Origin of the sequence: Micromonospora sp. NPDC049523 (assembly GCF_040676775.1) — a bacterium.
Lineage (GTDB): Bacteria > Actinomycetota > Actinomycetes > Mycobacteriales > Micromonosporaceae > Micromonospora_G.
The window spans coordinates 132,505-155,471 of sequence record NZ_JBFAPP010000011.1 but is presented as its reverse complement, the minus strand read 5'-3'; the positions used below and the strand labels follow the sequence as shown (position 1 = coordinate 155,471).

The window sequence follows — 22,967 nt, the reverse complement described above, 5'->3', positions numbered from 1 at the left end:
CCACAACCGCAAGATCGCCGGAGGAGGCCGGGGATGCGGGGGGTCAGCGGCGGATCGGGTGGTTGGCGTGGTGGAGGGCGTTCTTGACCTCGCCGATGGTCAGCTCGCCGAAGTGGAAGACGCTGGCGGCGAGGACCGCGTCGGCACCGGCATCGACCGCCGGGGGGAAGTCGGCCACCGCGCCCGCGCCGCCGCTGGCGACCACCGGGACCTCGACCACCTGTCTGACCGCCCCGATCAGGGCCAGGTCGAAGCCGGCCTTGGTGCCGTCGGCGTCCATCGAGTTGAGCAGGATCTCCCCGGCGCCCAGTTCGGCGGCGCGACGCGCCCAGTCGACGGCGTCCAGGCCGGTGCCCCGGCGTCCGCCGTGGGTGGTGACCTCGAAGCCGCTCGGCGTGGTGGTGCCGGCCGGTGCCCGGCGTACGTCCAGCGAGAGCACCAGCACCTGGCTGCCGAACCGTTCGGCGATCTCGGCGATCAGCTCCGGTCGGGCGATCGCGGCGGTGTTGACCCCGACCTTGTCGGCACCGGCACGCAGCAGGGTGTCCACGTCGGCGACCTTGCGTACGCCGCCGCCGACCGTGAGCGGGATGAAAACCGACTCGGCGGTACGGCGTACCACCTCCAGCATGGTGCCCCGGTCGTCGACCGAGGCGGTGACGTCGAGGAAGGTCAGCTCGTCCGCGCCGGCCCGGTCGTACGCGGCGGCCAGCTCGACCGGGTCACCGGCGTCGCGCAGGTCGAGGAAGTTGACCCCCTTGACCACCCGCCCGGCGTCCACGTCGAGACAGGGGATCACGCGCACCGCCACGGTCATGGGTCGAGCTTAACCGTCCGCCCGGGCCGGGCCGACCGCGCGGCGGTCAGGTCCGGCCCGGGGTACGGACCACGTCAGAGACGTACCAACATCTTGCCCAGGTTCTCGCCGCGCAGCAGGCCGAGGAACGCCGACGGGGCGTTGTCCAGGCCCTCGACCACGGTCTCGTCGTACTGGATCTGGCCGTCGCGGAGCCAACCGGACATCTCGCCGAGGAACTGCTCGCGCAGCCCGACATGGTCGTGGATCAGGAACCCGCGCAGGGTGAGCCGCTTCGAAACGGTCAGTGACAGGTTGCGCGGTCCCGGTACCGGTTCGGTCGCGTTGTACTGGGAGATCATGCCGCAGATCGCCACCCGGCCGTGCAGCCGCAGCGAGGAGATCGCGGCCTCCAGGTGGTCGCCGCCGACGTTGTCGAAGTAGACGTCGATCCCGTCCGGCGCGGCCTCCTTCAGCGACTCCCGTACGGGCTGGTCACGGTAGTTGAACGCGGCGTCGAAGCCGAGCGCGAGCAGCCGCTGCACCTTCTCCGCCGAGCCGGCGCTGCCGACCACCCGTCCGGCACCCTTGAGCTTCGCGATCTGGCCGGCGAGGCTGCCCACCGCGCCGGCCGCGGCGGAGACGAAGACGTCCTCGCCCGGCTGGAGCGCGGCCACGTCGACCAGCCCGGCGTACGCGGTCAGCCCGATCCCGCCGAGCGGACCGAGGTACGCCGACACCGGCGCGACCTGCGGATCGATCCGGTGCGCCCATCCTGCGTCGAGTACGGCGTACTCCCGCCAGCCGAGGTTGTGCTGCACCAGGTCACCGGGTTGGAACGCGTCGGTCTCGGTGGCGATCACCTCGCCGATCGCCGCGCCGTACAGCGGTGCGTCGAGCTGGTACGGCTCCGCGTACGACTTGACGTCGTTCATCCGCCCGCGCATGTACGGGTCGACCGACATGAGCTGGTTGCGGACCAGCACCTGCCCCGGTCCGGGGTCCGACACCGGGACCTTGACCAGGCTGAAGTTCTCCAGGGTGGGCCAGCCGTGCGGTCGGCTGGCCAGGTGGATCTCCCGCCCGGTGCGGCTCATCGGGTCTGCCCGAGCCGCAGGTCCACCTCGATGTTCCCGCGCACCGCGTTGGAGTAGGGGCAGACCTGGTGGGCCTGCTCGACCAGTTGTTCGGCGGCGGCGCGGTCGATCTCGGGCAGGTCGACGACGAGCGTCACGGCCAGGCCGAAGCCGGCGCCCTCGCCACGGCCGATGCCCACCTCGGCGGTGACCACGGAGCCGGTGACGTCGGCCTTCGCCCTGCGGCCGAGCAGTTTGAGCGCGGAGTGGAAGCAGGCCGCGTAACCGGCGGCGAAGAGCTGTTCGGGGTTGCTGCCGCCGCCCTCGCCACCCATCTCCTTCGGCACCGCGAGGTCGATCTCCAGCGTGCCGTCGCTGGTACGCACCTTGCCGCCCCGGCCCTCGCCGGTGGACTGTGCCTCTGCCGTGTAGAGCACCTGCATGGTGATCACTGCTCCTTCTGCTGGTGGATCAGTTGGGTGATCTGGTTCAGGGTGCCGCGCAGCGCGACCAGGTCCGGCCCGCTCAGGCCGGTGGCCCGGACGATCCGCCTGGGCACCTGTTCGACCCGCTGGCGCAGCGCCCGTCCGGAGCCGGTCAGCTCGATCTCGACCAGGCGTTCGTCCCGGACCGCCCGTCGCCGGGTCACCAGGCCGGCCCGCTCCAGCCGCTTGAGCAGCGGGGAGAGGGTGCCCGAGTCCAGGTGCAGTTCGGCGCCGAGTTGCTTGACCGTGGGAGGGTCGTCGGGCCGCGCCCAGAGCACGAGCAGGACCAGGTACTGCGGGTAGGTGAGCCCGAACTCGTCCAGGATCGGCCGGTAGAGGTCGGTGACGGCACGGGAGGTGGCGTAGAGCGCGAAGCAGACCTGTTGGTCCAGCGCCAGTTCGTCCACGTCCATGAGCAGAACGATATCGCTCAATACAATTGTGCACAACTGATCAGGTTGCGGTCCGCCACCCGCTCGCGGTGGCGGCCCGCCCTACTCGGCCAGTACGGCGAGCGCCTCGGCCACGGTGAACGCACCGGAGTAGAGCGCCTTGCCGGCGATCACACCCTCCACCCCGATCGACTCCAACGCGGCCAGCGCCCGCAGGTCGTCCAGTGTGGACACACCACCGGAGGCGATCACCGGCGCGTCGGTACGGGAGCAGACCTCACGCAGCAGGTCGAGGTTCGGCCCGCGCATGGTCCCGTCCTTGGTGATGTCGGTCAGCACGTACCGGCTCGCGCCGGCCTTGTCCAGCCGCTCCAGCACCTCGAACAGGTCACCGCCGTCGCGGGTCCAGCCACGGGCGGACAGCGTACGGCCGCGCACGTCCAGGCCGATCGCCACCCGGTCGCCGTACTCGGCCAGCACTCGGTCGCACCAGACCGGGTCCTCCAGGGCGGCGGTGCCGATGTTGACCCGGGCCGCACCCGTGCCGAGCGCCGCCCGCAGCGACTCGTCGTCCCGGATGCCACCGGAGAGTTCCACCTTCACGTCCAGCCGCCGGACCACGTCGGCCAGCAGGTGCGCGTTCGAACCACGGCCGAAGGCGGCGTCGAGGTCGACCAGGTGCAGCCAGGTCGCCCCGTCCCGCTGCCAGGCCAGAGCGGCGTCCATCGGATCGCCGTACGTCGTCTCGCTGCCCGCGGCGCCCTGGACCAGGCGTACCGCCCGGCCGTCGGCTACGTCGACGGCCGGAAACAGGGTGAGGCTCACAGTGTCTCCTGTGTCTAGGTGATCCGGACTCCGGCGACCCGCCGGTGGTTTCCGGTCACAACGAAGGGTCTAGATCCGGCGCCCGAACGCGAGCACCACGACCGCCGGTAGCACGAGCAGCAGCAACATGATCAACCCCAGGCGCAAGCCCAGGTCGTCGACCAGGAACCAGATCGCACCGAGCACCGTGATCGAGAGCACCGCCACCCCGGCCCGCTGGCTGCGGCTGCGCCGGGCGAACATCCGCCCGGTACGCCGGTCCGGCAGCCGCGGGGTGAGGCGCCGCAGCAGCGTACGCCGCCGCTGTCGACGGGCCACCCGGCGGGCGCGTACCGCCCGTGCCTTCTCGGCCTCGGCCTCGCGTACCGCCCGTCGTCGGGCCCGCTCCTTGCTCACCGGCCCGTCCCGCTCACAGCGTGCCCAGCCAGTTGCGCAGCAGCAGCGCCCCGGTGTCGGCGGACTTCTCCGGGTGGAACTGGGCGGCGGAGAGCACACCCCGCTCCACCCCGGCGACGAAGCGCCCGCCGTGCGTCGCGGTGGTCACCCGTGCCCCCGCCCCGGCGAGCACGTCCGAATCGGCGGCGGCGTACGAGTGCACGAAGTAGAACCGGGCCTCGTCGGGCAGCCCGGCGAAGAGCACCGAACCGGCGGCCGGCTCGACGGTGTTCCAGCCCATGTGCGGCACCCGCTGGGCCGCCAGCCGGGTCACCCCGCCGGGCAGCAGGCCCAGCCCCTTGCTGACCACGCCGTGTTCCTCGCCGTACTCGAAGAGGATCTGCATGCCGACGCAGATGCCGAGCACCGGGCGACCGGCGGCGACCCGCTCGGCGATCACCGGGCCGGCACCGAGCGCCTCGATCCCCGCCATGCACGCCGCGTACGCCCCCACCCCCGGCACCACCAGGCCGTCGGCCGCGGCGGCGGCATCGAGGTCGGCGGTGACGGTGACGTCCGCGCCGGCCCGGACCAGGGCACGCTGCGCGGACCGGAGGTTACCCGAACCGTAGTCGAGCACCACCACGGCGGGCATCAGGAGTCCCCGGGCAGCAGCCAGAGCACACCACCGGCGGTGGCCAGCAGCGCGAGCAGGCCGACGAACCCGATCACGCCGACCGAGGCACCCTGCCGACGCAGCGACCAGACCCCGCCGACCAGCACACCGGCCAGGACGAACAGCGCCGGTGCCACTACAACGCGCCCTTCGTGCTGGGGATCAGCCCGGCGTTGCGCGCCTCGACCGTGACCGCCTCGCGCAGCGCCCGGGAGACCGCCTTGAACTGGGCTTCGACCACGTGGTGCGCGTCCGGGTGGCCGCCGTCGCGGGCCGCCCGCAGCACCGACACGTGCAGCGTCATCCTGGCCGACTGGCCGAACGACTCCCAGATGTGCCGGGTCAGGCTGGTCGGGTAGACCGGCCCGATGTACGGCGCCAGCGCCGGCTCGTCGTGCACCACGTACGGCCGGCCGGACAGGTCGACCGCGGCCCGGACCAGCACCTCGTCCATCGGGATGGTGGCCGAGCCGTACCGCTGGATGCCGGCCTTGTCGCCGAGCGCCTGGTCGAACGCGGTGCCCAGCGCCAGCGCGGTGTCCTCGACCGTGTGGTGCGCGTCGATCTCCAGGTCACCGACGGTCTGTACGGTCAGGTCGAAGCCGCCGTGCCGGGCGATCTGGTGCAGCATGTGGTCGTAGAAGCCGACCCCGGTGCTGATCTCGGCCTGGCCGGTGCCGTCGAGATCGATCTCGACCAGGACTTTGGTCTCGTTGGTGGTCCGCTCGACCCGGGCGGTTCTGCTCACAGCGACTCCAGCACGATCGACAACTCGGTCAGAAAGGCGTCCGTCTCGGCCGGGGTACCGGCGGTGACCCGCAGCCAGCCCGGCAGGCCGACGTCGCGAACCAGCACCCCCCGCTCGACCAGGGCCCGCCACACCACGCCCTGGTCCCCGCCGACCTCGAACAGGACGAAGTTGGCGTCACTCTCGGCCACCCGCAGACCCCGCTCGCGCAGGGTGCCGACGATCCGGTCCCGCTGCACCTTGATCGCGTCCACCGTTGCCAGCAGCGCGTCCCGGTGCGCCAGCGCGGCCCGCGCGGCGGCCTGGGTGAGCGCCGAGAGGTGGTACGGCAGCCGAACCAGTTGCACCGCGTCGACCACCGCCGGGTCCGCGGCCAGGTAACCGAGGCGCCCACCGGCGAAACCGAACGCCTTGCTCATGGTCCGGGTCACCACCAGCCGAGGGTGGCCGGGCAGCAGCGCCAGCGCGGTCGGCGTACCGGGGCGGGCGAACTCCGCGTACGCCTCGTCGACGACGACCATGCCGGGTGCGACGGCCAGCACGGCGGTGACCACGGCCGGGTCGAGCGCGGTTCCGGTCGGGTTGTTCGGCGAGCAGAGCAGCACCAGGTCCGGCTGGTGCGTCTCGACCTGGGCCACCGCGTCGGCGGCGGTCAGCCCGAACTCCCCGTCGCGCCGCCCGTCCACCCAGGTGGTGCCGGTGCCGAGCGCCAGCAGCGGGTGCATCGAGTACGCCGGGGTGAAGCCCAGCGCGGTCCGCCCCGGCCCGCCGAACGCCTGCAGGAGCTGCTGCTGGATCTCGTTGGAGCCGTTCGCCGCCCACAGGTTGGCGGTGCCGAGCCCGTGGCCCAGGTAGTCGGCGAGGTCGGCGCGCAGCGCCAGCGCGTCCCGGTCCGGGTAGCGGTTCAGGTCGGCAAGCTCCGCGTACAGGGCCTTGCCGATCGCGTCCACCACGGTCTCCGGCACCGGGTACGAGTTCTCGTTGGTGTTGAGGCGTACCGGCACCTCGAGCTGCGGTGCCCCGTACGGGGACCGGCCGCGCAGGTCCGGCCGCAGCGGCAGGTCGTCCAGGGAGGTCACGACGGCCTCCCGAGCCGTTCGTTCGGGAACCGGGCCGACACCGCCTGCCCGTGCGCGGGCAGGTCCTCCACCTCGGCCAGCGTCACCACGTACGGGGCGACGTCACGCAGGGCGGTCTCGTCGTACTCGATGATGTGGATGCCGCGCAGGAACGACTGCACCGACAGGCCGGAGGAGTGCCGGGCGCAGCCGCCGGTGGGCAGCACGTGGTTGGAGCCGGCGCAGTAGTCACCGAGCGACACCGGCGCGTACGGCCCGACGAAGATCGCCCCGGCGTTGCGTACCCGCATCGCCCACTGCCGGGCGTCGACGGTCTGGATCTCCAGGTGCTCGGCCGCGTACGCGTCGACCACCCGCAGCCCGGCCTCGAGGTCGTCGACCAGCACCACCCCGCTCTGCTCACCGGAGAGCGCCACGGTGATCCGCTCGACGTGCTTGGTCGCGGCGAGCTGACGGGTCAGCTCCTCCTCGACCGCGTCGGCGAGTGCCACCGAGGGGGTGACCAGCACGCTCGCCGCCAGCGGGTCGTGCTCGGCCTGGCTGATCAGGTCCGCGGCGACGTGCGCCGGATCGGCGGTCTCGTCGGCCAGTACGGCGATCTCGGTCGGGCCGGCCTCGGCGTCGATGCCGACCACACCGCGCAGCAGCCGCTTGGCGGCGGTGACCCAGATGTTGCCCGGACCGGTGATCATGTCGACCGGTGCACAGCGGTTGGCACCGGTCGCGTCGGTGTCCGCCCCGTACGCGAGCATCGCGACCGCCTGCGCACCACCGACGGCGTAGACCTCGTCGACACCGAGCAGGGCACACGCGGCCAGCACCCGGTCGTCGGGCAGCCCGCCGTTGTCCCGCTGCGGCGGGCTCGCCACCACCAGCGACCGGACCCCGGCCGCCTGCGCCGGCACCACGTTCATGACCACGGTCGACGGGTACATGGCCAGGCCACCGGGGACGTAGAGACCGACCCGGTCGACCGGCACCCAACGCTCGGTCACGGTGCCGCCCGGCACCACCTCGGTGCTGGTGTCCGTACGCCGTTGCTCGTCGTGCACCCGGCGGGCCCGCTTGATGCTCTCGTTCAGCGCGGCGCGTACCGCCGGGTCGAGTGCCCGCTCGGCGGCGGCGATCGCCTCGGCCGGCACCCGGAGCTGGTCGAGCTGCACGCCGTCGAATCGATGGGTGGCCTCCCGGATCGCGGTGAACCCGTCCGTATGCACCGCCTCGACGATGGGGCGGATCTGTTCCGCCGCGACCGAGACGTCGAGCTGGGCACGGGGCAGCAGCCCCCGGGGGTCACGCGCGCTGCCGCGCAGGTCGATCCGATTCAGCACGCCCACGAGTCTAGGCGGCGCCACGGCCGGCTCTCCGGGCACGCCCAGCGGGCGGGACGGTGACCCCGGCCACCACTCCCCTACGGGACGACTTCTTCGAACTCGGCGGCGACCCGTCGGCGGCAAAAGCGGCTAGGCTCGACCGGTGCACGCACGGCTGCCGGTCTTCCCGCTCGGGACGGTGCTCTTCCCGGGTCTGGTCCTGCCGCTGCACATCTTCGAGGAACGCTACCGGGAACTGGTCCGGCACCTGATCGGGTTGCCCGACGGGACCCCGCGCGAATTCGGTGTGGTCGCCATCCGCAGCGGCTGGGAGACCCAGCCGGCGCCCGGCCAGGTCGGGCCGGCCGCGCCCGCCGAGGCCGTCACCCTGCACGAGATCGGCTGTACGGCGGAGGTGCGGCAGGTCACCGAGCTGTCCGACGGCCGGTTCGACCTGGTGACGGTGGGTCGTCGGCGGTTCCGGATCAGCGAGGTCGACGAGGGGGCCGCGCCGTACCTGACCGCCGAGGTCGAGTGGCTGCCGGAGCCGGCGGGGCAGGAGGAGGCGGCCGACCTGCTGGCACCTCGGGTGCTCGCGGTGTTCCGGCAGTACCTGGGACTGATCCGGGCCGACCCGGAGGAGCTCACCGAGCAGTTGCCGGACGACCCGACGGTGCTCTCGCACCTGGTGGCGGCGACCGCCGCGCTCACCGTGGCGGATCGGCAGCGGCTGCTCGCCACCCCGGACACCGCCGAACGCCTCCGCGCGGAGTTGCGGCTGCTCAGTCGCGAGGCGGCTCTGCTGCGCCAGGTGCGGGCGGTTCCGGTGCCGCTGGCGGAACTGGCAGTGCCGCCGAGTCCCAACTGAGGCCGACCGGTTCCGGTTCGGCCCCCAGCCCCGCGTAACGGGACCAACCGGCCAGCATGGTGTACATCACCACGCTGCCGAACGCCGGCAGCAGCAGGTCGCCCCGGAGCACCGGGATGAACCCGAAGAGCCACTCGAACCGACCGGCCCGCAGGTCCGGGGGCTTGCCGAAGCTCGTACCGGCGGACGCCGTCTCCAGCATGCGCTGGTACTCGCCGAGCCCGATCTGCCGCCCCACCTGCCAGGCGACCACGGCCGCGCCGATCGAACCCAGGGCGGCCACCACCATGCCCACCGGGCCCCGGTAGCGGCGCAGGAGCAGCCACACCACGAGCGCCGCGAGCAGCCCGAAGATCAGACCGAAGAGGCTGAACCAACCGTCGGCGGCGACGAACTCCTCCGGCTGGGGTTGGGCCAGCACCGCGCCGCCGTCGGCCTGGATCACCGGCACCGAGGGCGCCACCGACCGCCACAGCAGGCCGAGCGGGGCGCCGAGCAGGGTCAACACCAGGACGGTCGCCACCGCCACGGTCAGGGTCCGCAGCGGTGCGCGCGGTCGGGCCGGTGCCGGCTGGACGTACGCCAGCGAGTAGCCGTTCACCGGCGGACCCGGCGGCTCGGGCGCGGACCCGACGGGCGGCGCATGTTCCGCACCGGCGGCTGGCGGCTCGTCCGCGATCGGCCCGGCGGCGGTACGGTCGTCGGCCGGGTCGGGGCCGTCCGGGGCGACTGTCTGGGGCCGCCGGTTCTCGTCCCGGGCGACGCTGGGGTCGTCCGCGGGATGCTGGTCGTCGGGCTCTGCCGGGCTCACCCCGTGATCCTCTCAGGCTCAGCACCCACGTCGGGCGGCGGATCCGCGGACTGCCCGATCCGCGCGCCCAGCGGCGGCCCGCGGTCGGCGACCGCACCCGAACCGCCGACCCGCCCACCGGTGCCGCGCCGGGTGGTGTCCGACGTGGTGCCGGTGGGCGGACTGATCGGCCCACCGGACCGGCCCGCGGGTCGGCCGGGGGCCGCGAACGTGGGCGCCCGGGCCGCGAACGGCCGCAAGCCGCAGAGGTCAGCCCGCGACCGCGCTCGGGCCGAGCAGTGCCTTGAGGTCGGCCATCAGCGCGGTGCTCGGAGCCACCCGCATCCGCCCCAGGCGCAGCAGCGTGCCCCGGGAACCGTTGACCAGCCTGACGTGCACCTCGGCCGAACCGGGATGGCTGGTCAGCACCTCACGCAGCCGCTCGACCAGCGGCGGCGTGCACCGCGACGGCGGCAACGCCAGCACCACCGGCTTGATCTCGTCGGCGGCGGTGATCTCCGGCATCGACATGTCCATCGCCATCAGCCGGGGCTGGTCGTCGCGGCGGTCCACCCGGCCCTTGACCACCACGATCGCGTCCTCGGCGATGTACTGCCCGACCACCTCGTACGTGTTCGGGAAAAACAGCACCTCGACCGCGCCGCCGAGGTCCTCCAGGGTGGCCGAGGCCCAGGCCCGGCCCTGCTTGGTGATCCGGCGCTGCACCCCGGAGAGGATGCCGGCGAGGTTGATGATCTGCCCGTCGGAGACGTTGCCCTCCTCGGCCAGGGAGGCGATCGACATGTCCGCCGCGGCGGCGAGTACGTGCTCGACACCGAAGAGCGGATGGTCGGAGACGTACAGACCGAGCATCTCCCGCTCGAAGGTGAGCAGGTCGGTCTTGTCCCACTCGTTGGTCGGGATCTGCGGCGTGACGATCATGCCGGGGCCGCTGTCACCGGCTCCGAAGGCGTCGCCGAAGAGGTCGTACTGGCCGACCGCCTCGTTGCGCTTCAGGTCGAGGAAGGAGTCGATCGCGTCGGTGTGCACCGCGAGCAGGCCCCGGCGGGTGTGCCCGAGCGAGTCGAACGCCCCCGCCTTGATCAGCGACTCGATGGTCTTCTTGTTGCAGGCGACCGCGTCGACCTTGCGCAGGTAGTCGTAGAAGTCGGTGAACCGGCCCTTCTCCTTGCGGGAGCGGCGGATCGACTCGACCACGTTGGTGCCGACGTTGCGGACCGCGGCGAGACCGAACCGGATGTCCTCGCCGACCGCGGCGAACCGGGCGTTGGACTCGTTCACGTCCGGCGGCAGGACCTTGATCCCCATCCGGCGGCACTCCGCCAGGTAGACCGCTGACTTGTCCTTGTCGTCACCGACGGAGGTGAGCAGCGCGCCCATGTACTCGGCCGGGTAGTTCGCCTTCAGGTACGCCGTCCAGTACGACACCACCCCGTACGCGGCGCTGTGCGCCTTGTTGAAGGCGTAGTCGGAGAACGGGACCAGGATGTCCCAGAGGGTCTTGATCGCCTCGTCGGAGTAGCCGTTGTCCTTCATGCCGGCGGCGAACGGCTTGAACTCCTTGTCGAGGATCTCCTTCTTCTTCTTGCCCATCGCCCGGCGGAGCAGGTCCGCGGCGCCGAGCGAGTAACCCGCCACCTTCTGCGCGATCGCCATGACCTGCTCCTGGTAGACGATCAGCCCGTAGGTGTCGCCCAGGATCTCGGACAGGGACTCGGCCAGTTCCGGGTGGATCGGCACCACCGGCTTGCGCTTGTTCTTCCGGTCGGCGTACTCGTTGTGGGCGTTGGCGCCCATCGGACCGGGCCGGTAGAGCGCGCCGACGGCGGAGATGTCCTCGAAGTTGTCCGGGGCCATGGACCGCAGCAGGGCCCGCATCGGGCCGCCGTCGAACTGGAACACGCCCAGCGTGTCACCGCGCCCGAGCAGGGCGTACGTCGCCTTGTCGTCCAGCGGCAGGTCCTCCAGGACCAGGTCGATGCCCCGGTTGTCTTTGATCGACTCCAGGCAGTCGTCCATGATCGTCAGGTTGCGCAGGCCGAGGAAGTCCATCTTCAGCAGGCCGATGGTCTCGCACGCACCCATGTCCCACTGGGTGATGATCGAGCCGTCCTGCTCCCGCTTGTGGATCGGCAGCACGTCGACCAGCGGGTCACGGGACAGGATCACCCCTGCCGCGTGCACACCCCACTGGCGCTTGAGCCCCTCCAGCCCCTTGGCCGTGTCGACGATCTTCGCCACTTCGCCGTCGGAGTCGTACAGCGCCCGGAACTCGGCCGCCTCCTGGTAACGCGGGTGGGCCTTGTCGAAGATGCCGCCGAGCGGGATGTCCTTGCCCATCACCGCCGGGGGCATCGCCTTGGTGATCCGGTCGCCGACCGCGAACGGGTAACCGAGCACCCGGGCCGCGTCCTTGATCGCCGCCTTCGCCTTGATCGTGCCGTACGTGATGATCTGCGCGACCCGGGCCTCGCCGTACTTCTCCGTGGCGTACCGGATCATGTCACCGCGCCGACGCTCGTCGAAGTCCATGTCGATGTCGGGCATCGAGATGCGGTCCGGGTTCAGGAACCGCTCGAAGAGCAGGCCGTGCACCATCGGGTCCAACTCGGTGATCCCCAGCGCGTACGCGATCAGCGCACCTGCGGCCGAACCACGGCCCGGACCGACCCGGATCCGCTCCCGCTTGGCGTACGCGATCAGGTCGGCGGTGACCAGGAAGTAGCCGGGGAAGCCCATCTTCAGGATCACGTCGAGTTCGTACTCGGCCTGCCGCAGCCGGTCCTCCGGCACCCCGCCCGGGAACCGCCGCTGGAGCCCGCGCATGACCTCCTTGCGCAGGAAGGTCTCCTCGGTCTCGCCGTCCGGCACCGGGAACTGCGGCATCAGGTTCCGGGAGGCGAACACCTCCTTGTAGTCACCGATCTTCTCGGCGATCTCCAGGGTGTTGTCGCAGGCCCCCGGCACCTCGGCGTCCCACATCGCGCGCATCTCGGCCGGCGACTTCAGGTAGAAGTCACGGGCGTCGAACTTGAACCGCTTCGGGTCGGCCATCGTCGACCCGGACTGCACGCAGAGCAGCACCTCGTGCGCGTCGGCGTCGGCGGCGTGGGTGTAGTGCAGGTCGTTGGTGGCGATCGGCTTCAGGTTGAGCGTCTTGCCGAGCCGGATCAGGTCCTTGCGGATCCGGGTCTCGATGTCCAACCCGTGGTCCATCAACTCCAGGTAGAAGTTGTCCGCGCCGAAGATGTCGCGGAACTCCGCCGCCGACTCGCACGCCTTCTCGAAGTTCCCGATCCGCAACCAGGTCTGGATCTCACCCGACGGGCAGCCGGTGGTCGCGATGATGCCCTTGCCGTACTGGTTGAGCAGTTCCCGGTCGGCACGCGGCTTGTAGAAGTAGCCCTCCAGGCTCGACCGGGAGGCGAGCGCGAACAGGTTGCGCAGCCCGTCCGCGTGCTGGGCCAGCAGGGTCATGTGGGTGTACGCGCCACCACCGGAGACGTCGTTCTCACCACCGTCGGCCCAGCGCACCCTGGTCCGGTCGCGCCGGTCGGTGCCCGGCGTCAGGTACGCCTCCAGCCCCACGATCGGCTTCACCCCGGCCGCGGTCGCCTGCTTGTGGAAGTCGTACGCCCCGTACAGGTTGCCGTGGTCGGTCATGGCGAGCGCGGGCATGCCGAGCCGGTTGGTCTCGGCGAAGAGTTCCTTGAGCCGGGCCGCCCCGTCGAGCATCGAATACTCGGTGTGCGTGTGCAGGTGCACGAACGAGTCAGACACCGGGACCCCCTTCACCTCAGCGTCAGCACAGCAGGGACCACCCGGGGCACCAGCGGTGGCCGGTCCGGGGGTCGCCAGACCGAGAAGCCTAGTCGCCTCCCGCGGTGCCCGGCACCGGTGACACGGGCCCCTTGAGAAGAGACACATCGGGCTTCCGTCGGCCGCGCCGACTTGACCTCCGCCGCACTCGCCGCCGACTGCGATACCGTCTCCAACCAGCCGTAGCAGTCCGTCAGGAAGCCATAGCGTTGCGTCGAAAGGGCAGGCGATGACAACCCACGACAGCTCGGTCGTACCCAACCCGAGGCAGGAGGTCGTGGCACCGCCGGAGCAGACCGGCACGGTCCGTACGGACCACCCGGAGACCCTCACCACGGCAACCTCGGCCACCGGGCCGGGCGACACCGGCGGCACCGGCATCGCCGCCACCGGATCCCGCCGGCTCCCCTGGTACGCCATCGAGGCGGTGGCCAGCGTCGGCACCGCCGTGGCGTTCCTGGCCTGGAGCCGCACCGTCGACGTCGACCCGCTCGACCGCAAGGGGCAGGTCAGCGGGTTGGCCGCGCTCCAATTCCGGTTCGCGGTGGTGGCCATCGTGCTGGTCGCCGCCCTGGTACTCGCCCACCGCCTGCTCGACCCGGGGCGGCGGCGCCGGGCGGTCACCCTCGGCTGCGCGGTCATCGCCGGGCTGACCACCGGGCTGGTGGCCGGCGGCATCGACGTCGCGCTGCGCGGCACCGAGTGGGGACTGTGGGCCGGCGGCGGCGACTACGCCTGGATCCTCGACTGGATCGGCCGGATGTCGCGGGGCGAGACCGTGCCGAACCACTACCCACCAGCGATCTTCTGGCTGATCCGGGGCTGGGCGAAGGTCAGCGACCAGTCCCATGCGTTCGCCATCAAGGAGATCCAGCTCGTCGGCACCGCCCTGTTCGGCCCGGCCGCCTACCTCGCCTGGCGGCTGGTCCTGCGCCCGGTCTGGGCACTGGGCATCGGCGTGGTCGCGATGCTGCCGTTCATCGAGCCGGTCAAGCCGTACCCGCAGATCACCCTGGTCATGCTGATCCCGGTGCTGGTCCGCTACCTGCAGACGGTCCGCCGCACCGCCGGGCTGGACCTGCGCCGTACGGTCGGGCTCGGCCTGGCCTACGGCACCGGCCTGGGTCTGCTCTTCCTGCTCTACTCCGGCTGGTTCGTCTGGTGCGCCGCCGGGGCGGCCGCCGCGTTCCTGCTGCTGGCACCGTGGCGACAAGCCTGGGCGAAGGTGCTGCTGCTGGCCACCTCGACCCTCGCCGCGCTGCTGCTGGTCTCCTGGGTGCACCTGCGGGGACTGCTCGCCGGCACCGGCGGCACCGCCGACAACTACTTCTACTTCGACACCGACACCGAACCGGCGTACGTCGCGATGTGGCGCAACGACCGGCCGGCCGACGCCGGCCCGGCCTGGCCACCGCTGGGTGAACTCGGCGGGGTGGGGCTGTTCACCATCGCGCTCGCGGTCGGGCTCGGGCTCGCGCTCTGGTTCGGCTGGCGCCGGACGGTGGTGGTCACGGTCGGGCTCTGCGCGGTCAGCGCCTGGCTGCTGCGGATGTGGCTGGCCAGCGAGCAGTGGGAGACGCTGACCGTACGCCTCTACCCGCGTACGACCATGGTGCTGCTCTACTGCCTGCTGATCCTCACCGGCTTCGGGCTGATGTTCGCGTTCACCGCGCTGCGCGAACGGCTGGCCGCCCACCCCGACGCGGGGGCTCGACCCGGCACCGGCGTCCCGTTCGGCATCATCTGCATCCCGTTGCTGCTGCTGCTCGCCTCGGCCGGGTCCGCCATGACGGACCAGTACATGCCGGACAGCCGGCGCAACAGCACCGGTTACTTCGCCTGGATCGCCCACACCAAGTGGTATCCGCACGGCGGAACCTGCTCGGCGTACGGCCGCCGGCACGACTGCGGCCGGTCCGACCGGTCCACCTCGCCGGCCGCCGGCAACAGCCCGGCACCTGCCTCGGCGAGCCCCACGCCGGCACCCACGAACGCCTCCCAGCCGGTCGGGGTGCCATCGGCAACCGGGTGACGACCGGGCGACCCGGTAATCAGCGGGCGAACGGCTCGATCATCACCGAGGCCGCCTTCAACCAGGCCTGCCGGGTGTCGTGCTGGAGGTTGCCGTACTCGATCGACGAACCGCTCTCCAGCGCCGGGTCGTACGGCACCACGACCACCGCGCGGGTACGCGTGGCGAAGTGCCGTTCCAGGTCGGCCTGCAACGGCGACCGGCCCGGCGTGGGACAGGAGACCAGGGTGACCGCGTTGTCGGCCAGTTCACCCATGCCCACCTCGTGCAGCAGGTCGAGCATCCAGTCGGCCGCGAACGCCGCGTCCTCGCGCGGCACGGTGGTGACCACCAGCTGGTCGGCGGCCTGGATCACCGTCTGCCAGTTGACGCTCTCCACGTTGTTGCCGGTGTCGACGCAGATCACGTCCTGGGTACGCCGCAGCAGGTCGAGCACCCGCCGTACGGTCTGCTGGTCCAGTCGGGACGCGAACCGGGGGCTCTCCTCGCCCGCCAGCACGTTGTACGACCCGTCCGAGGCGTGCCGCAGGTAGTCGTCGAGCCGCCCGGTCAGGTCCGTACCGGTGCGCAGTTCGACCTCGGCCAGGTCGGTGATGAGGTGCCGGATGGTACGGGCGTGCCGGGCACTGCCCGCGCGCAGCCCGAGCGTGCCGCGCAGCTCGTTGTCGTCCCAGGCGAGCACGCCCCGGCCGCGCACACTGCCCACGGTGGCGGCGGCGAGCACGGTCGCGGTGGTCTTGTGCACCCCGCCCTTCGGGTTGGCGAAGGCGAGCACCCGGGGGGTGCCGAGGTCACGACGCAACACGCTGACCGCGCGGTCGACCTCGGCGTCCGGTGCGCCCTCCCGCCACTCGACCCGACCGGGGGCGCCGTAGGAGTTGCCGTTGGCGGGTGCCGCGGCGCCTCGGGCGGCGCCGCCGCGTACCGGCGCGACCCGGGCCGCCGCCGAGACCGGGGCGGACGCCACCGGGTCCGGGACCGGCGGCACCACCGGGGTGATGATGGGCGGCGCGATGATCGGGGGTGGGCCCGCCGTGGGGCCGGCGTTCGGCAGCGGAACCGCGGTCGGTACCGAGGCCGCGCCGACCGAGCCCGACCGGGGCGGGGCATAACCGGGATCGACCCTGCCGTACGCGGTCGGGTCGGCCCGACCGTGGTCCGGTTCCGGCCGACCGTAGGCGGGAGCGTCGGCCCGGCCGTGGTCCGGCTCCGGGCGACCGTAGGCGGCCGGGTCCGCTCGGCCGTAGCCCGGCTCGGCCCGGCCGTAACCGGCCGCGTCGGGCCGACCGTACTCGGGCTCGGGGCGACCGTAGGCGGGGGCGTCCGGTCGGCCGTAGCCGGCTGCCTCCGGGCGGCCGTAGTCCGGCTCGGGCCGCACGTAACCGGCCGCGTCCGGTCGGCCGTAGCCCGGCTCGGCCCGGCCGTAACCGGGCGCGTCGGGCCGACCGTAGTCGGGCTCGGGGCGACCGTAGGCGGCCGGCTCGGCCCGGCCGTAGCCCGGCTCCGCCCGGCCGTAGTCGGTCTCCATCGCATTGCGGCGGTATTCGGACTCCAGGGCCGCGTAACGGGACTCGCCAGGCTGCGCCGGCTCCTGTCGGTAGCCGTTGTCGAGGACGGAGTAGCGGGACTCACCGGGGTCCGGTCCGTAACCCGGGCCGGCCGGGTTCACCGGCTCCGGGCGGTAACCGACATCGGCGGGATGGCCGACGTCCGACCAGTCCTGCTGTCCACCGCCGGACCGGGGTCCGGCGAGTTCCGCGGAAGCGCCGGCGGCCCGAAGGTCCTCCACCCAGCGGTCTTCCGGCTCGGGCTGTTCAGCGGAACGGCTACCGCCGCCAAGCCGCGCTCGGTCCAGCAACGCGCGCCAACGCGGTGCTGGTTCCGCCGGCCGGCTCCAGCCGGTCTCGGTGCCGTCCACGGCTTGCCCTCCCAGCGCCCTCGGTGCCCCGCCTGACAAGGCTATGAGGCAAACCCTATTAAGGCCACACCGGAGGGCCGACACCAGTGTCCGGTTCGCCAGACATGCGTTGACCCCGAGGGTGCGACCGCCGCCGCTCAGCGAGCCGCCACCAGCGCACCTTCCGTGGGCTCCACCAGGTAATCGTCGACCAGACTCGGGGGTGCCGACGGGACCGGTGACGGCGGCTGCGACGAGACGACCGGAGTCGGTGACGGAATCGACGGCGTACCGGTCGTGGGTTCGAACGTCGTCGGACTCACACTCGGCGCCACGGTCGGCGAGGCCTGCGTCGGCGGCAGCGGCGACCCGGTGGTGGGGTTCGGGGCCGGCTCGGTGCTCGGTCCACCGGTCGCACCGGCCGAGGGGACGGGCAGGCCGGCGTCGGCCGGTGGGTGGGCCACGTCGAGCTGCTCGGGCAGCGGCGGGGTGAACACCGCCCGGTCGAGGCGGGTCACCTCCGGTGCCGGGTCCACCGCCCGTACCCCCGGTCGGGCCGCGATCCGGTCCAGCGCCGACGGCGTGGCCCGGACGACGGCCGCGTAGACACACGAACAGAGCTCGCCGTACGCGGTCGCCTCGTCGAGCGCCACCTGCGCCCCGGTGTCGTACAGCCGGCGCAGTTCCGGGTCACCGTCCGCGGGCAGCCCGGCGGCGCGCTCCCGGTAGTCGGCGGCCTCCCGGTCCTTGCGCTCGGCCACCTTGCGCATCCCGGCGAGCACGTCGTCGGGGATCCGCATGGCCGGGATGCGGACGAGTTCCGTCTGGGTCTGCGGCAGCGGCACCCGGGCGAAGACCTCCGACACCGACACGTCGGCGATGATCGGGGTCAGCCGGTCCGGCGCCAGGTACGCCGAGAGCGTAACCAGCGCGTACGTCTGCCCGCCCGGATCCGTCGGCGGCGTGTCGACCAGCGCCTTCAACTCGGTCCGGCTGGACTCGACGTAACCGGGGATGGACTCTCCCTCGATCACCCCGACCCGGGTCACCTCGCCGACGGTTGGGTCACCGCCGACCTGCCCCCGGTCCGCCGCCCAGACCGCGGTGACCAGTACGGCGACCGAGGAGAGCAGCGCGGCGGTGGTGAGCACCCGCATCCGCAGCTGTCCCTGACCCAGCCGGGCCAGACTCCGGGCGAGCGGTGGGAGCAGGCGTCGATCCAACTGACGCAGCAGGTCGCCGGCACGCACGGTCGGCACTCCCCCTTGTCGGACGGTCGATGGTGGTCGCTTCGACGCTCAGTCGCGCAGCACGGCGAGCGCCCGCTTCAGATCGTCAGGGTAGTCGCTGACGAAGCGAACCTCTTCGGCCGTACGGGGGTGGAGGAAACTGAGCTCTCGGGCATGCAACCACTGCCGATCCAGTCCGAGTCTGGCGGAAAGCGTCGGGTCCGCCCCGTACGTCAGGTCACCCACGCAGGGGTGGCGCAGCGCGGAGAGGTGCACCCGGATCTGGTGCGTACGCCCGGTCTCCAGCCGTACGTCGAGCAGGCTCGCCGCCGGGAACGCCTCCAGGGTGTCGTAGTGGGTGATGCTCGGCTTGCCGTCGGCCATCACCGCCCAGCGCCAGTCGTGGGTGGGGTGCCGGTCGATCGGCGCGTCCACGGTGCCGCGCAGCGGGTCGAGGTGTCCCTGTACCACCGCGTGGTAACGCTTCTCCACCTCGCGCACCTTGAAGGCCCGCTTGAGCGCGCTGTACGCCTGCTCGCTCTTGGCCACCACCATCACGCCGGTGGTGCCCACGTCGAGCCGGTGCACCACGCCCTGGCGTTCGGCGGCACCGCTGGTGGCGATGGTGTGGCCGATGCCGGCCAGACCACCGATCACCGTCGGGCCGGTCCAGCCGGGGCTGGGGTGGGCGGCGACGCCGACCGGTTTGTCCACCACGACGATGTCGTCGTCGGCGTAGATCACCCGTAGGCCGTCCACCGACTGCGGGATGACCTGCGGGGCGACCGCCGGTGCCGGCAGCGTCACCTCCAGCCAGGAACCCGCGCTGACCTTGTCGGACTTGGGGCGGGGGGTGCCGTCGACCAGCGCGTCGCCGGCCTCGACCAGGGTGGCGGCGGCGGTCCGGGAGAGCCCGAACAGGCGGGCGACGGCCTGGTCCAGGCGCATCCCGTCGAGTCCGTCGGGCACCGGCAGCGACCGCTGGTCACCGACCGCGCGGGCCGGTCCCGATCCGTACGTGGAGGAGGTCATCGCACATCCCGATCTCGACTGCCCGGTTCGGCGTCCGGGTTGTCCGGCGCCGTCCGGGGCTCGGTGGAGGCGTCCCGGTCGGTCCCGTCCTCGGCGCCGGCCGGGCGGTTGCGAACCCGGGTGCCGTCCCGCTGCCGACCGGTGAGTTCGAGCAGGATCGCCAGGATCACGCCGCTGACCAGGGCGCTGTCAGCGAGGTTGAAGATCGGCCAGGTCTGCCCGTACGGGTCGAAGAGGCTGACCATGTCGACCACGTGCCCGAGGAACGGGCCGGGTGCCCGGAAGATCCGATCGGTGAAGTTGCCGAGCGCGCCGGCAAGCACCAGGCCCAGCGAGATGGCCCAGGGCAGCGAACGCAGCCGGGTCGCCATCCAGCTGATCCAGCCCACCACCGCGACGGTGACCAGCGGAAAGACCCAGGTGTACTCGGAGCCGAGCCCGAAGGCCGCACCACTGTTGCGAATCAGGGTGAGGTAGACCGCGCCGCCGAACAGCCGTACCGGTTCGCTGGGGGTCAGGGCCGACAGGGCCCACTGCTTGGTGCCGAGGTCGGCGAGGAGGACCAGCACCGCGGTCGCCACGAGGATCGTGATCGCCCGCCGTCGGCCCACACCCACCTTCGGCTCGGCGGTGTCGGGCCCGGCGGGGCGTACTGCGGTCATCTGCTCCCCATCGACGTTCAGCGGGACTGCCTCTCACCTGTGGCGACGCAGTCCCGTCGGCCCGGCGCAGGCGGGGTCCGGCCCGCCGCGCCGAGCCGGTCGCTCAGCGTCGCTCTTCCAACTGCTTGCACGAGACACACAGGGTGGCGGACGGGAACGCGGCGAGCCGCTCCACCGGGATCGGGTTGCCGCACTTCTCGCACCAGCCGTAGCCGCCCTCGTCGAGCCGCTCCAGCGCCCGTTCCACCTGCGTGATCCGCTCCAGGATGCTGTTGGCGAGAGAGATCTCCTGCTCCCGCTCGAACGTCTTGGTGCCGGTGTCGGCCTGGTCGTCCCCGGCCGAGTCGGTCAGCCGGTCGCGCTGCAGCTCGGTAATCTCGCTCAGGGTCTGATCGTACTCGGCGCGCAAGTCGTCACGCCGGGCTGCCAGGGCGGCCCGGATCTTCTCCGTCTCCGCGGGGCTGCGGGTGGCCTTCTCCGCCGACTTGCGTCCCGCTGCGGTCTTGGTGTCAGCTGGCTTCGCCATCGTCGCTCCCTCGGCCGCGTTCCCCGCGGCGATCGGCGGTGCCTGGACTCGTCTGTTCCGCGACCCGGAGGTTGGATCCGGCCGCGCCGTTCGGGGCCACCGTGCCGTTCTCCGACGACCTCGGTGCCCGTCTGGCCAGCGCCCATTTCGCCAGCGTCGCCGGACTGGGCGGTGTGACCGGTGTTACCGCCGGCGGAGGTCCGTCGGCGGCCGGAGCCGCCTGCGGTGCCGGTGTGTTCGCCGACTGTTCGGCGCCGGAATCCACCGGCGACGAGCCGGAATCCGGGGCCGCCCCGCCCGCGGTTTGCGCCCGCTCGGCCATAGCGTCCCCCAGTTGCAAAACGGGCGCGCGGCGGGCCGCCGCGCACTCCGGAGGTTGGCAAGAATACGGAACGTACAGACGTCCGACAACACGCCGCACCGATGTCACGCATTTCAGCCCGGAGTAATCCCTAATCCGGGCAAAAAGAACCTAGCAGATCATCCGTCACGATCGTCCCCGCTTTCGCCGAACCAGCGGGCCAATCGACCGCGTCGGCTGACCGCCCGCAGCCGGCTCTCGGCGGCGTCGCGGACCTGCTCGGTGGCGACCACGAGCAGGCTGTCGCCGACCTTCAACCGGGTGTCCGGAGCGGGTACGAAGCCGCTGCCGTCGCGCAGTACCAGGGTCACCGCGGCGCCGACCGGGAGCCGGAGTTCGTCGATGTGCACCCCGGCGAGTCGGGAACCCGACGGTATCTCCAGCTGCAACAGGTCCGCGCCCATCCGCTCCAGCGGGGCCGTCTCCACCCGCAGTTCCGCCACCTCCGCCGGGGCGACCACGCCGAGCCAGCGGGCCGCCGGGGCGAGTGTCGAGGTCTGCACCACGGTGAAGATCACCACCAGTACGAACACCGCGTCGAAGAGGCGGTCGGCGCCGGGCATCCGTTCCGAGAGCGGAATCGTCGCCAGCACGATCGGCACCGCCCCGCGCAACCCGGCCCAGGACAGGAATACCTGGTCACGCAGCTTCGTACCGAACGGCCACGCGGCGACCGCGACCGACAGCGGCCGGGCCACGAAGACCAGGGCCACCCCGGCGACCACGGCCGGCAGTAGTGCGTTGCCCAGGCGTCCGGGCGAGACCAGCAGCCCGAGCAGGACGAACAGCCCGATCTGGGCCAGCCAGGCGAGCCCGTCGGCGAACCCGAGGATCGACTGGCGGTGCGGCAGGCGGGCGTTGCCCAGCACCACGCCCGCGACGTACACGGCGATGAAGCCGGAGGCGTGCACCACGGTGCCGGCGCCGTACGCGAGCACGGTCAGGCCGACCGCGGCGATCGGGTAGAGGCCGGAGGACGGCAGCGCGGCCCGGCGCAGCGTCCACCGCCCGCCGACGCCGACCAGGAAGCCGATCGCCGAGCCGACGACCAGTTCGTAGACGACCAGGAGCACCTCCTGCCACCACGGGTGCGCGCCGAGGGCCGGGGTGGCGAGCAGGATGACCAGCAGCACCACCGGGGCGTCGTTCATGCCCGACTCGGCCTCGAGGGTGGCGACCATCCGGGGCGGCAACCGCAGCCGGCGCAGGGTGGCGAAGATCGCCGCCGCGTCGGTGGAGGAGAGCACCGCGCCGTAGAGCAGGGCGAGCCGCCAGTCGAGGCCGAGCAGGAGGTGCACCGCCACCCCGACCACGGCGATGCTGACCACCACGCCGACGGTGGAGAGCAGTACGGACACGCCGAGTACCGGCCGCAGCATGCTCCACCGGGCGGTCAGCCCACCCTCGGCGATGATCACGATCAGCGCGCAGAAGCCGAGGACACGGGTGAGTTCGGCGTCGTCGAACCGGATGCCCAGTCCGGACTCGCCGATCGCGACGCCGATGGCCAGGTAGACCAGGAGGCTGGGGACGCCGAGCCGGGTCGAGAGCCGGACCGCGCCGACGGCGACCAGCAGCACCGCCGCTCCGACCAGGAGGGCGACATCGAGGCCGTGCGTCATGCGCGCCCCGCGTGGACGGTCCTCACTCCGGTATCCCGTCCCGCAGCCGGCGCAGCCGGGCGTCGAGCACCGGGGCCGGGCCGTCGACCAGGAAGAGCTTGTCCCGGCTGGCCGCGCCGGACCGCAGCACCACCGCGGCCGGACGGACCTGGAGGGCTCGCGCCAGCGCCAGCCGGGCGGCCTCGGTGGCCCGGCCGTCGACCGCCGGTGGGTTCACCGCGATGACCAGGGCCGAGCCGTACGGGCCTGCGAAGGCGCCGCCCACCCGTACCCGCGAGGAACCGGGCTTGACCCGTACCGCGACGGTCACGGGGTCCATGCTGGCCGGGACGGCCTCACCGGT

22 protein-coding genes are annotated in these 22,967 nt (G+C 72.2%); 2 read left to right on the top strand and 20 right to left on the bottom strand.

The window, feature by feature from the left end; translation table 11 throughout:
• Positions 1-43: 43 nt before the first annotated feature.
• From hisF to hisD, 11 genes are all read right to left on the bottom strand, one after another.
• Positions 44-817: an imidazole glycerol phosphate synthase subunit HisF gene (gene hisF / locus AB0J90_RS19245; RefSeq protein WP_363597556.1), complete on the bottom strand. Its 774-nt coding sequence runs from the start codon at positions 815-817 to the stop codon at positions 44-46.
• 74 nt (positions 818-891) lie between these two features.
• Entirely contained in the window at positions 892-1,893 is a 1,002-nt protein-coding gene (locus AB0J90_RS19240; protein ID WP_363597554.1) for an NADP-dependent oxidoreductase, read from the bottom strand.
• Positions 1,890-2,315, bottom strand: a complete 426-nt coding sequence (locus AB0J90_RS19235; RefSeq protein WP_326563225.1) for an organic hydroperoxide resistance protein — start codon at positions 2,313-2,315, stop codon at positions 1,890-1,892. The genes AB0J90_RS19240 and AB0J90_RS19235 overlap by 4 nt, the downstream gene beginning before the upstream one ends.
• Before the next feature lie 5 nt (positions 2,316-2,320).
• Entirely contained in the window at positions 2,321-2,770 is a 450-nt protein-coding gene (locus AB0J90_RS19230; protein WP_363597552.1) for a MarR family transcriptional regulator, read from the bottom strand.
• An 81-nt stretch (positions 2,771-2,851) separates the two neighbouring features.
• On the bottom strand, positions 2,852-3,574 hold the full coding sequence (gene priA / locus AB0J90_RS19225) for a bifunctional 1-(5-phosphoribosyl)-5-((5-phosphoribosylamino)methylideneamino)imidazole-4-carboxamide isomerase/phosphoribosylanthranilate isomerase PriA (RefSeq protein WP_363597550.1): 723 nt from the start codon (positions 3,572-3,574) through the stop codon (positions 2,852-2,854).
• Positions 3,575-3,643: 69 nt separating this feature from the next.
• Positions 3,644-3,970 carry a hypothetical protein gene (locus AB0J90_RS19220; protein ID WP_363597548.1) on the bottom strand — a complete coding sequence of 109 codons (327 nt, stop codon included), beginning with the start codon at positions 3,968-3,970 and terminating at the stop codon, positions 3,644-3,646.
• A 13-nt stretch (positions 3,971-3,983) separates the two neighbouring features.
• Positions 3,984-4,604, bottom strand: coding sequence for an imidazole glycerol phosphate synthase subunit HisH (gene hisH / locus AB0J90_RS19215; protein WP_363597546.1), 621 nt, complete (start codon positions 4,602-4,604; stop codon positions 3,984-3,986).
• Positions 4,604-4,762, bottom strand: a complete 159-nt coding sequence (locus AB0J90_RS19210) for a hypothetical protein (protein ID WP_363597544.1) — start codon at positions 4,760-4,762, stop codon at positions 4,604-4,606. Before AB0J90_RS19210 ends, hisH begins: the two co-directional genes overlap by 1 nt.
• Positions 4,762-5,373 (bottom strand): imidazoleglycerol-phosphate dehydratase HisB, encoded by a 612-nt coding sequence (gene hisB, locus AB0J90_RS19205; protein WP_363597542.1) that lies wholly within the window; start codon positions 5,371-5,373, stop codon positions 4,762-4,764. The genes AB0J90_RS19210 and hisB overlap by 1 nt, the downstream gene beginning before the upstream one ends.
• Positions 5,370-6,452, bottom strand: a complete 1,083-nt coding sequence (locus AB0J90_RS19200) for a histidinol-phosphate transaminase (RefSeq protein WP_363597540.1) — start codon at positions 6,450-6,452, stop codon at positions 5,370-5,372. Before AB0J90_RS19200 ends, hisB begins: the two co-directional genes overlap by 4 nt.
• Positions 6,449-7,783 (bottom strand): histidinol dehydrogenase, encoded by a 1,335-nt coding sequence (gene hisD, locus AB0J90_RS19195; protein ID WP_363597537.1) that lies wholly within the window; start codon positions 7,781-7,783, stop codon positions 6,449-6,451. The genes AB0J90_RS19200 and hisD overlap by 4 nt, the downstream gene beginning before the upstream one ends.
• Positions 7,784-7,928: 145 nt before the next feature.
• On the opposite strand from hisD, the gene AB0J90_RS19190 reads away from it, so the two are divergent.
• Positions 7,929-8,633, top strand: a complete 705-nt coding sequence (locus AB0J90_RS19190) for an LON peptidase substrate-binding domain-containing protein (RefSeq protein WP_363597535.1) — start codon at positions 7,929-7,931, stop codon at positions 8,631-8,633.
• On the opposite strand, the gene AB0J90_RS19185 is transcribed toward AB0J90_RS19190, so the two are convergent.
• Together AB0J90_RS19185 and dnaE are read right to left on the bottom strand one after the other, a co-directional pair.
• Positions 8,548-9,444 carry a DUF2567 domain-containing protein gene (locus tag AB0J90_RS19185; protein ID WP_363597533.1) on the bottom strand — a complete coding sequence of 299 codons (897 nt, stop codon included), beginning with the start codon at positions 9,442-9,444 and terminating at the stop codon, positions 8,548-8,550. The two genes, AB0J90_RS19190 and AB0J90_RS19185, sit on opposite strands and share 86 nt — an antisense overlap.
• A 249-nt stretch (positions 9,445-9,693) precedes the next feature.
• Positions 9,694-13,224 (bottom strand): DNA polymerase III subunit alpha, encoded by a 3,531-nt coding sequence (gene dnaE, locus AB0J90_RS19180; RefSeq protein ID WP_363597531.1) that lies wholly within the window; start codon positions 13,222-13,224, stop codon positions 9,694-9,696.
• Positions 13,225-13,492: 268 nt separating this feature from the next.
• On the opposite strand from dnaE, the gene AB0J90_RS19175 reads away from it, so the two are divergent.
• Positions 13,493-15,295 (top strand): hypothetical protein, encoded by a 1,803-nt coding sequence (locus AB0J90_RS19175; protein WP_363597529.1) that lies wholly within the window; start codon positions 13,493-13,495, stop codon positions 15,293-15,295.
• A gap of 19 nt (positions 15,296-15,314) precedes the next feature.
• On the opposite strand, the gene AB0J90_RS19170 is transcribed toward AB0J90_RS19175, so the two are convergent.
• The 7 genes from AB0J90_RS19170 to AB0J90_RS19140 all read right to left on the bottom strand — a co-directional run bounded on the left by AB0J90_RS19170 (position 15,315) and on the right by AB0J90_RS19140 (position 22,943).
• The gene (locus AB0J90_RS19170; RefSeq protein WP_363597527.1) at positions 15,315-17,084 is read right to left on the bottom strand and encodes an ATPase; all 1,770 of its coding nucleotides are present in this window, start codon (positions 17,082-17,084) and stop codon (positions 15,315-15,317) included.
• Between the two features lie 266 nt (positions 17,085-17,350).
• Positions 17,351-18,442 (bottom strand): hypothetical protein, encoded by a 1,092-nt coding sequence (locus AB0J90_RS19165; protein WP_363597525.1) that lies wholly within the window; start codon positions 18,440-18,442, stop codon positions 17,351-17,353.
• Positions 18,443-18,490: 48 nt separating this feature from the next.
• Positions 18,491-19,453, bottom strand: coding sequence for an RluA family pseudouridine synthase (locus AB0J90_RS19160; RefSeq protein ID WP_363597523.1), 963 nt, complete (start codon positions 19,451-19,453; stop codon positions 18,491-18,493).
• Positions 19,450-20,115 carry a signal peptidase II gene (gene lspA, locus AB0J90_RS19155; protein ID WP_363597521.1) on the bottom strand — a complete coding sequence of 222 codons (666 nt, stop codon included), beginning with the start codon at positions 20,113-20,115 and terminating at the stop codon, positions 19,450-19,452. The genes AB0J90_RS19160 and lspA overlap by 4 nt, the downstream gene beginning before the upstream one ends.
• Positions 20,116-20,218: 103 nt before the next feature.
• Positions 20,219-20,641, bottom strand: coding sequence for a TraR/DksA C4-type zinc finger protein (locus AB0J90_RS19150; RefSeq protein ID WP_326556779.1), 423 nt, complete (start codon positions 20,639-20,641; stop codon positions 20,219-20,221).
• Positions 20,642-21,121: 480 nt separating this feature from the next.
• Positions 21,122-22,624, bottom strand: a complete 1,503-nt coding sequence (locus AB0J90_RS19145; RefSeq protein ID WP_363597519.1) for a potassium/proton antiporter — start codon at positions 22,622-22,624, stop codon at positions 21,122-21,124.
• Between the two features lie 22 nt (positions 22,625-22,646).
• Positions 22,647-22,943, bottom strand: a complete 297-nt coding sequence (locus AB0J90_RS19140; RefSeq protein WP_363597517.1) for a DUF167 domain-containing protein — start codon at positions 22,941-22,943, stop codon at positions 22,647-22,649.
• Positions 22,944-22,967: the final 24 nt, after the last annotated feature.

Coding starts and splice junctions, on each gene's coding strand:
- hisF (WP_363597556.1), bottom strand. CDS start 817: ATGACCGTGGCGGTGCGCGTGATCCCCTGTCTCGACGTGGACGCCGGG.
- AB0J90_RS19240 (WP_363597554.1), bottom strand. CDS start 1,893: ATGAGCCGCACCGGGCGGGAGATCCACCTGGCCAGCCGACCGCACGGC.
- AB0J90_RS19235 (WP_326563225.1), bottom strand. CDS start 2,315: ATGCAGGTGCTCTACACGGCAGAGGCACAGTCCACCGGCGAGGGCCGG.
- AB0J90_RS19230 (WP_363597552.1), bottom strand. CDS start 2,770: ATGGACGTGGACGAACTGGCGCTGGACCAACAGGTCTGCTTCGCGCTC.
- hisH (WP_363597546.1), bottom strand. CDS start 4,604: ATGCCCGCCGTGGTGGTGCTCGACTACGGTTCGGGTAACCTCCGGTCC.
- AB0J90_RS19175 (WP_363597529.1), top strand. CDS start 13,493: ATGACAACCCACGACAGCTCGGTCGTACCCAACCCGAGGCAGGAGGTC.
- AB0J90_RS19160 (WP_363597523.1), bottom strand. CDS start 19,453: ATGACCTCCTCCACGTACGGATCGGGACCGGCCCGCGCGGTCGGTGAC.
- lspA (WP_363597521.1), bottom strand. CDS start 20,115: ATGACCGCAGTACGCCCCGCCGGGCCCGACACCGCCGAGCCGAAGGTG.
- AB0J90_RS19150 (WP_326556779.1), bottom strand. CDS start 20,641: ATGGCGAAGCCAGCTGACACCAAGACCGCAGCGGGACGCAAGTCGGCG.
- AB0J90_RS19145 (WP_363597519.1), bottom strand. CDS start 22,624: ATGACGCACGGCCTCGATGTCGCCCTCCTGGTCGGAGCGGCGGTGCTG.
- AB0J90_RS19140 (WP_363597517.1), bottom strand. CDS start 22,943: ATGGACCCCGTGACCGTCGCGGTACGGGTCAAGCCCGGTTCCTCGCGG.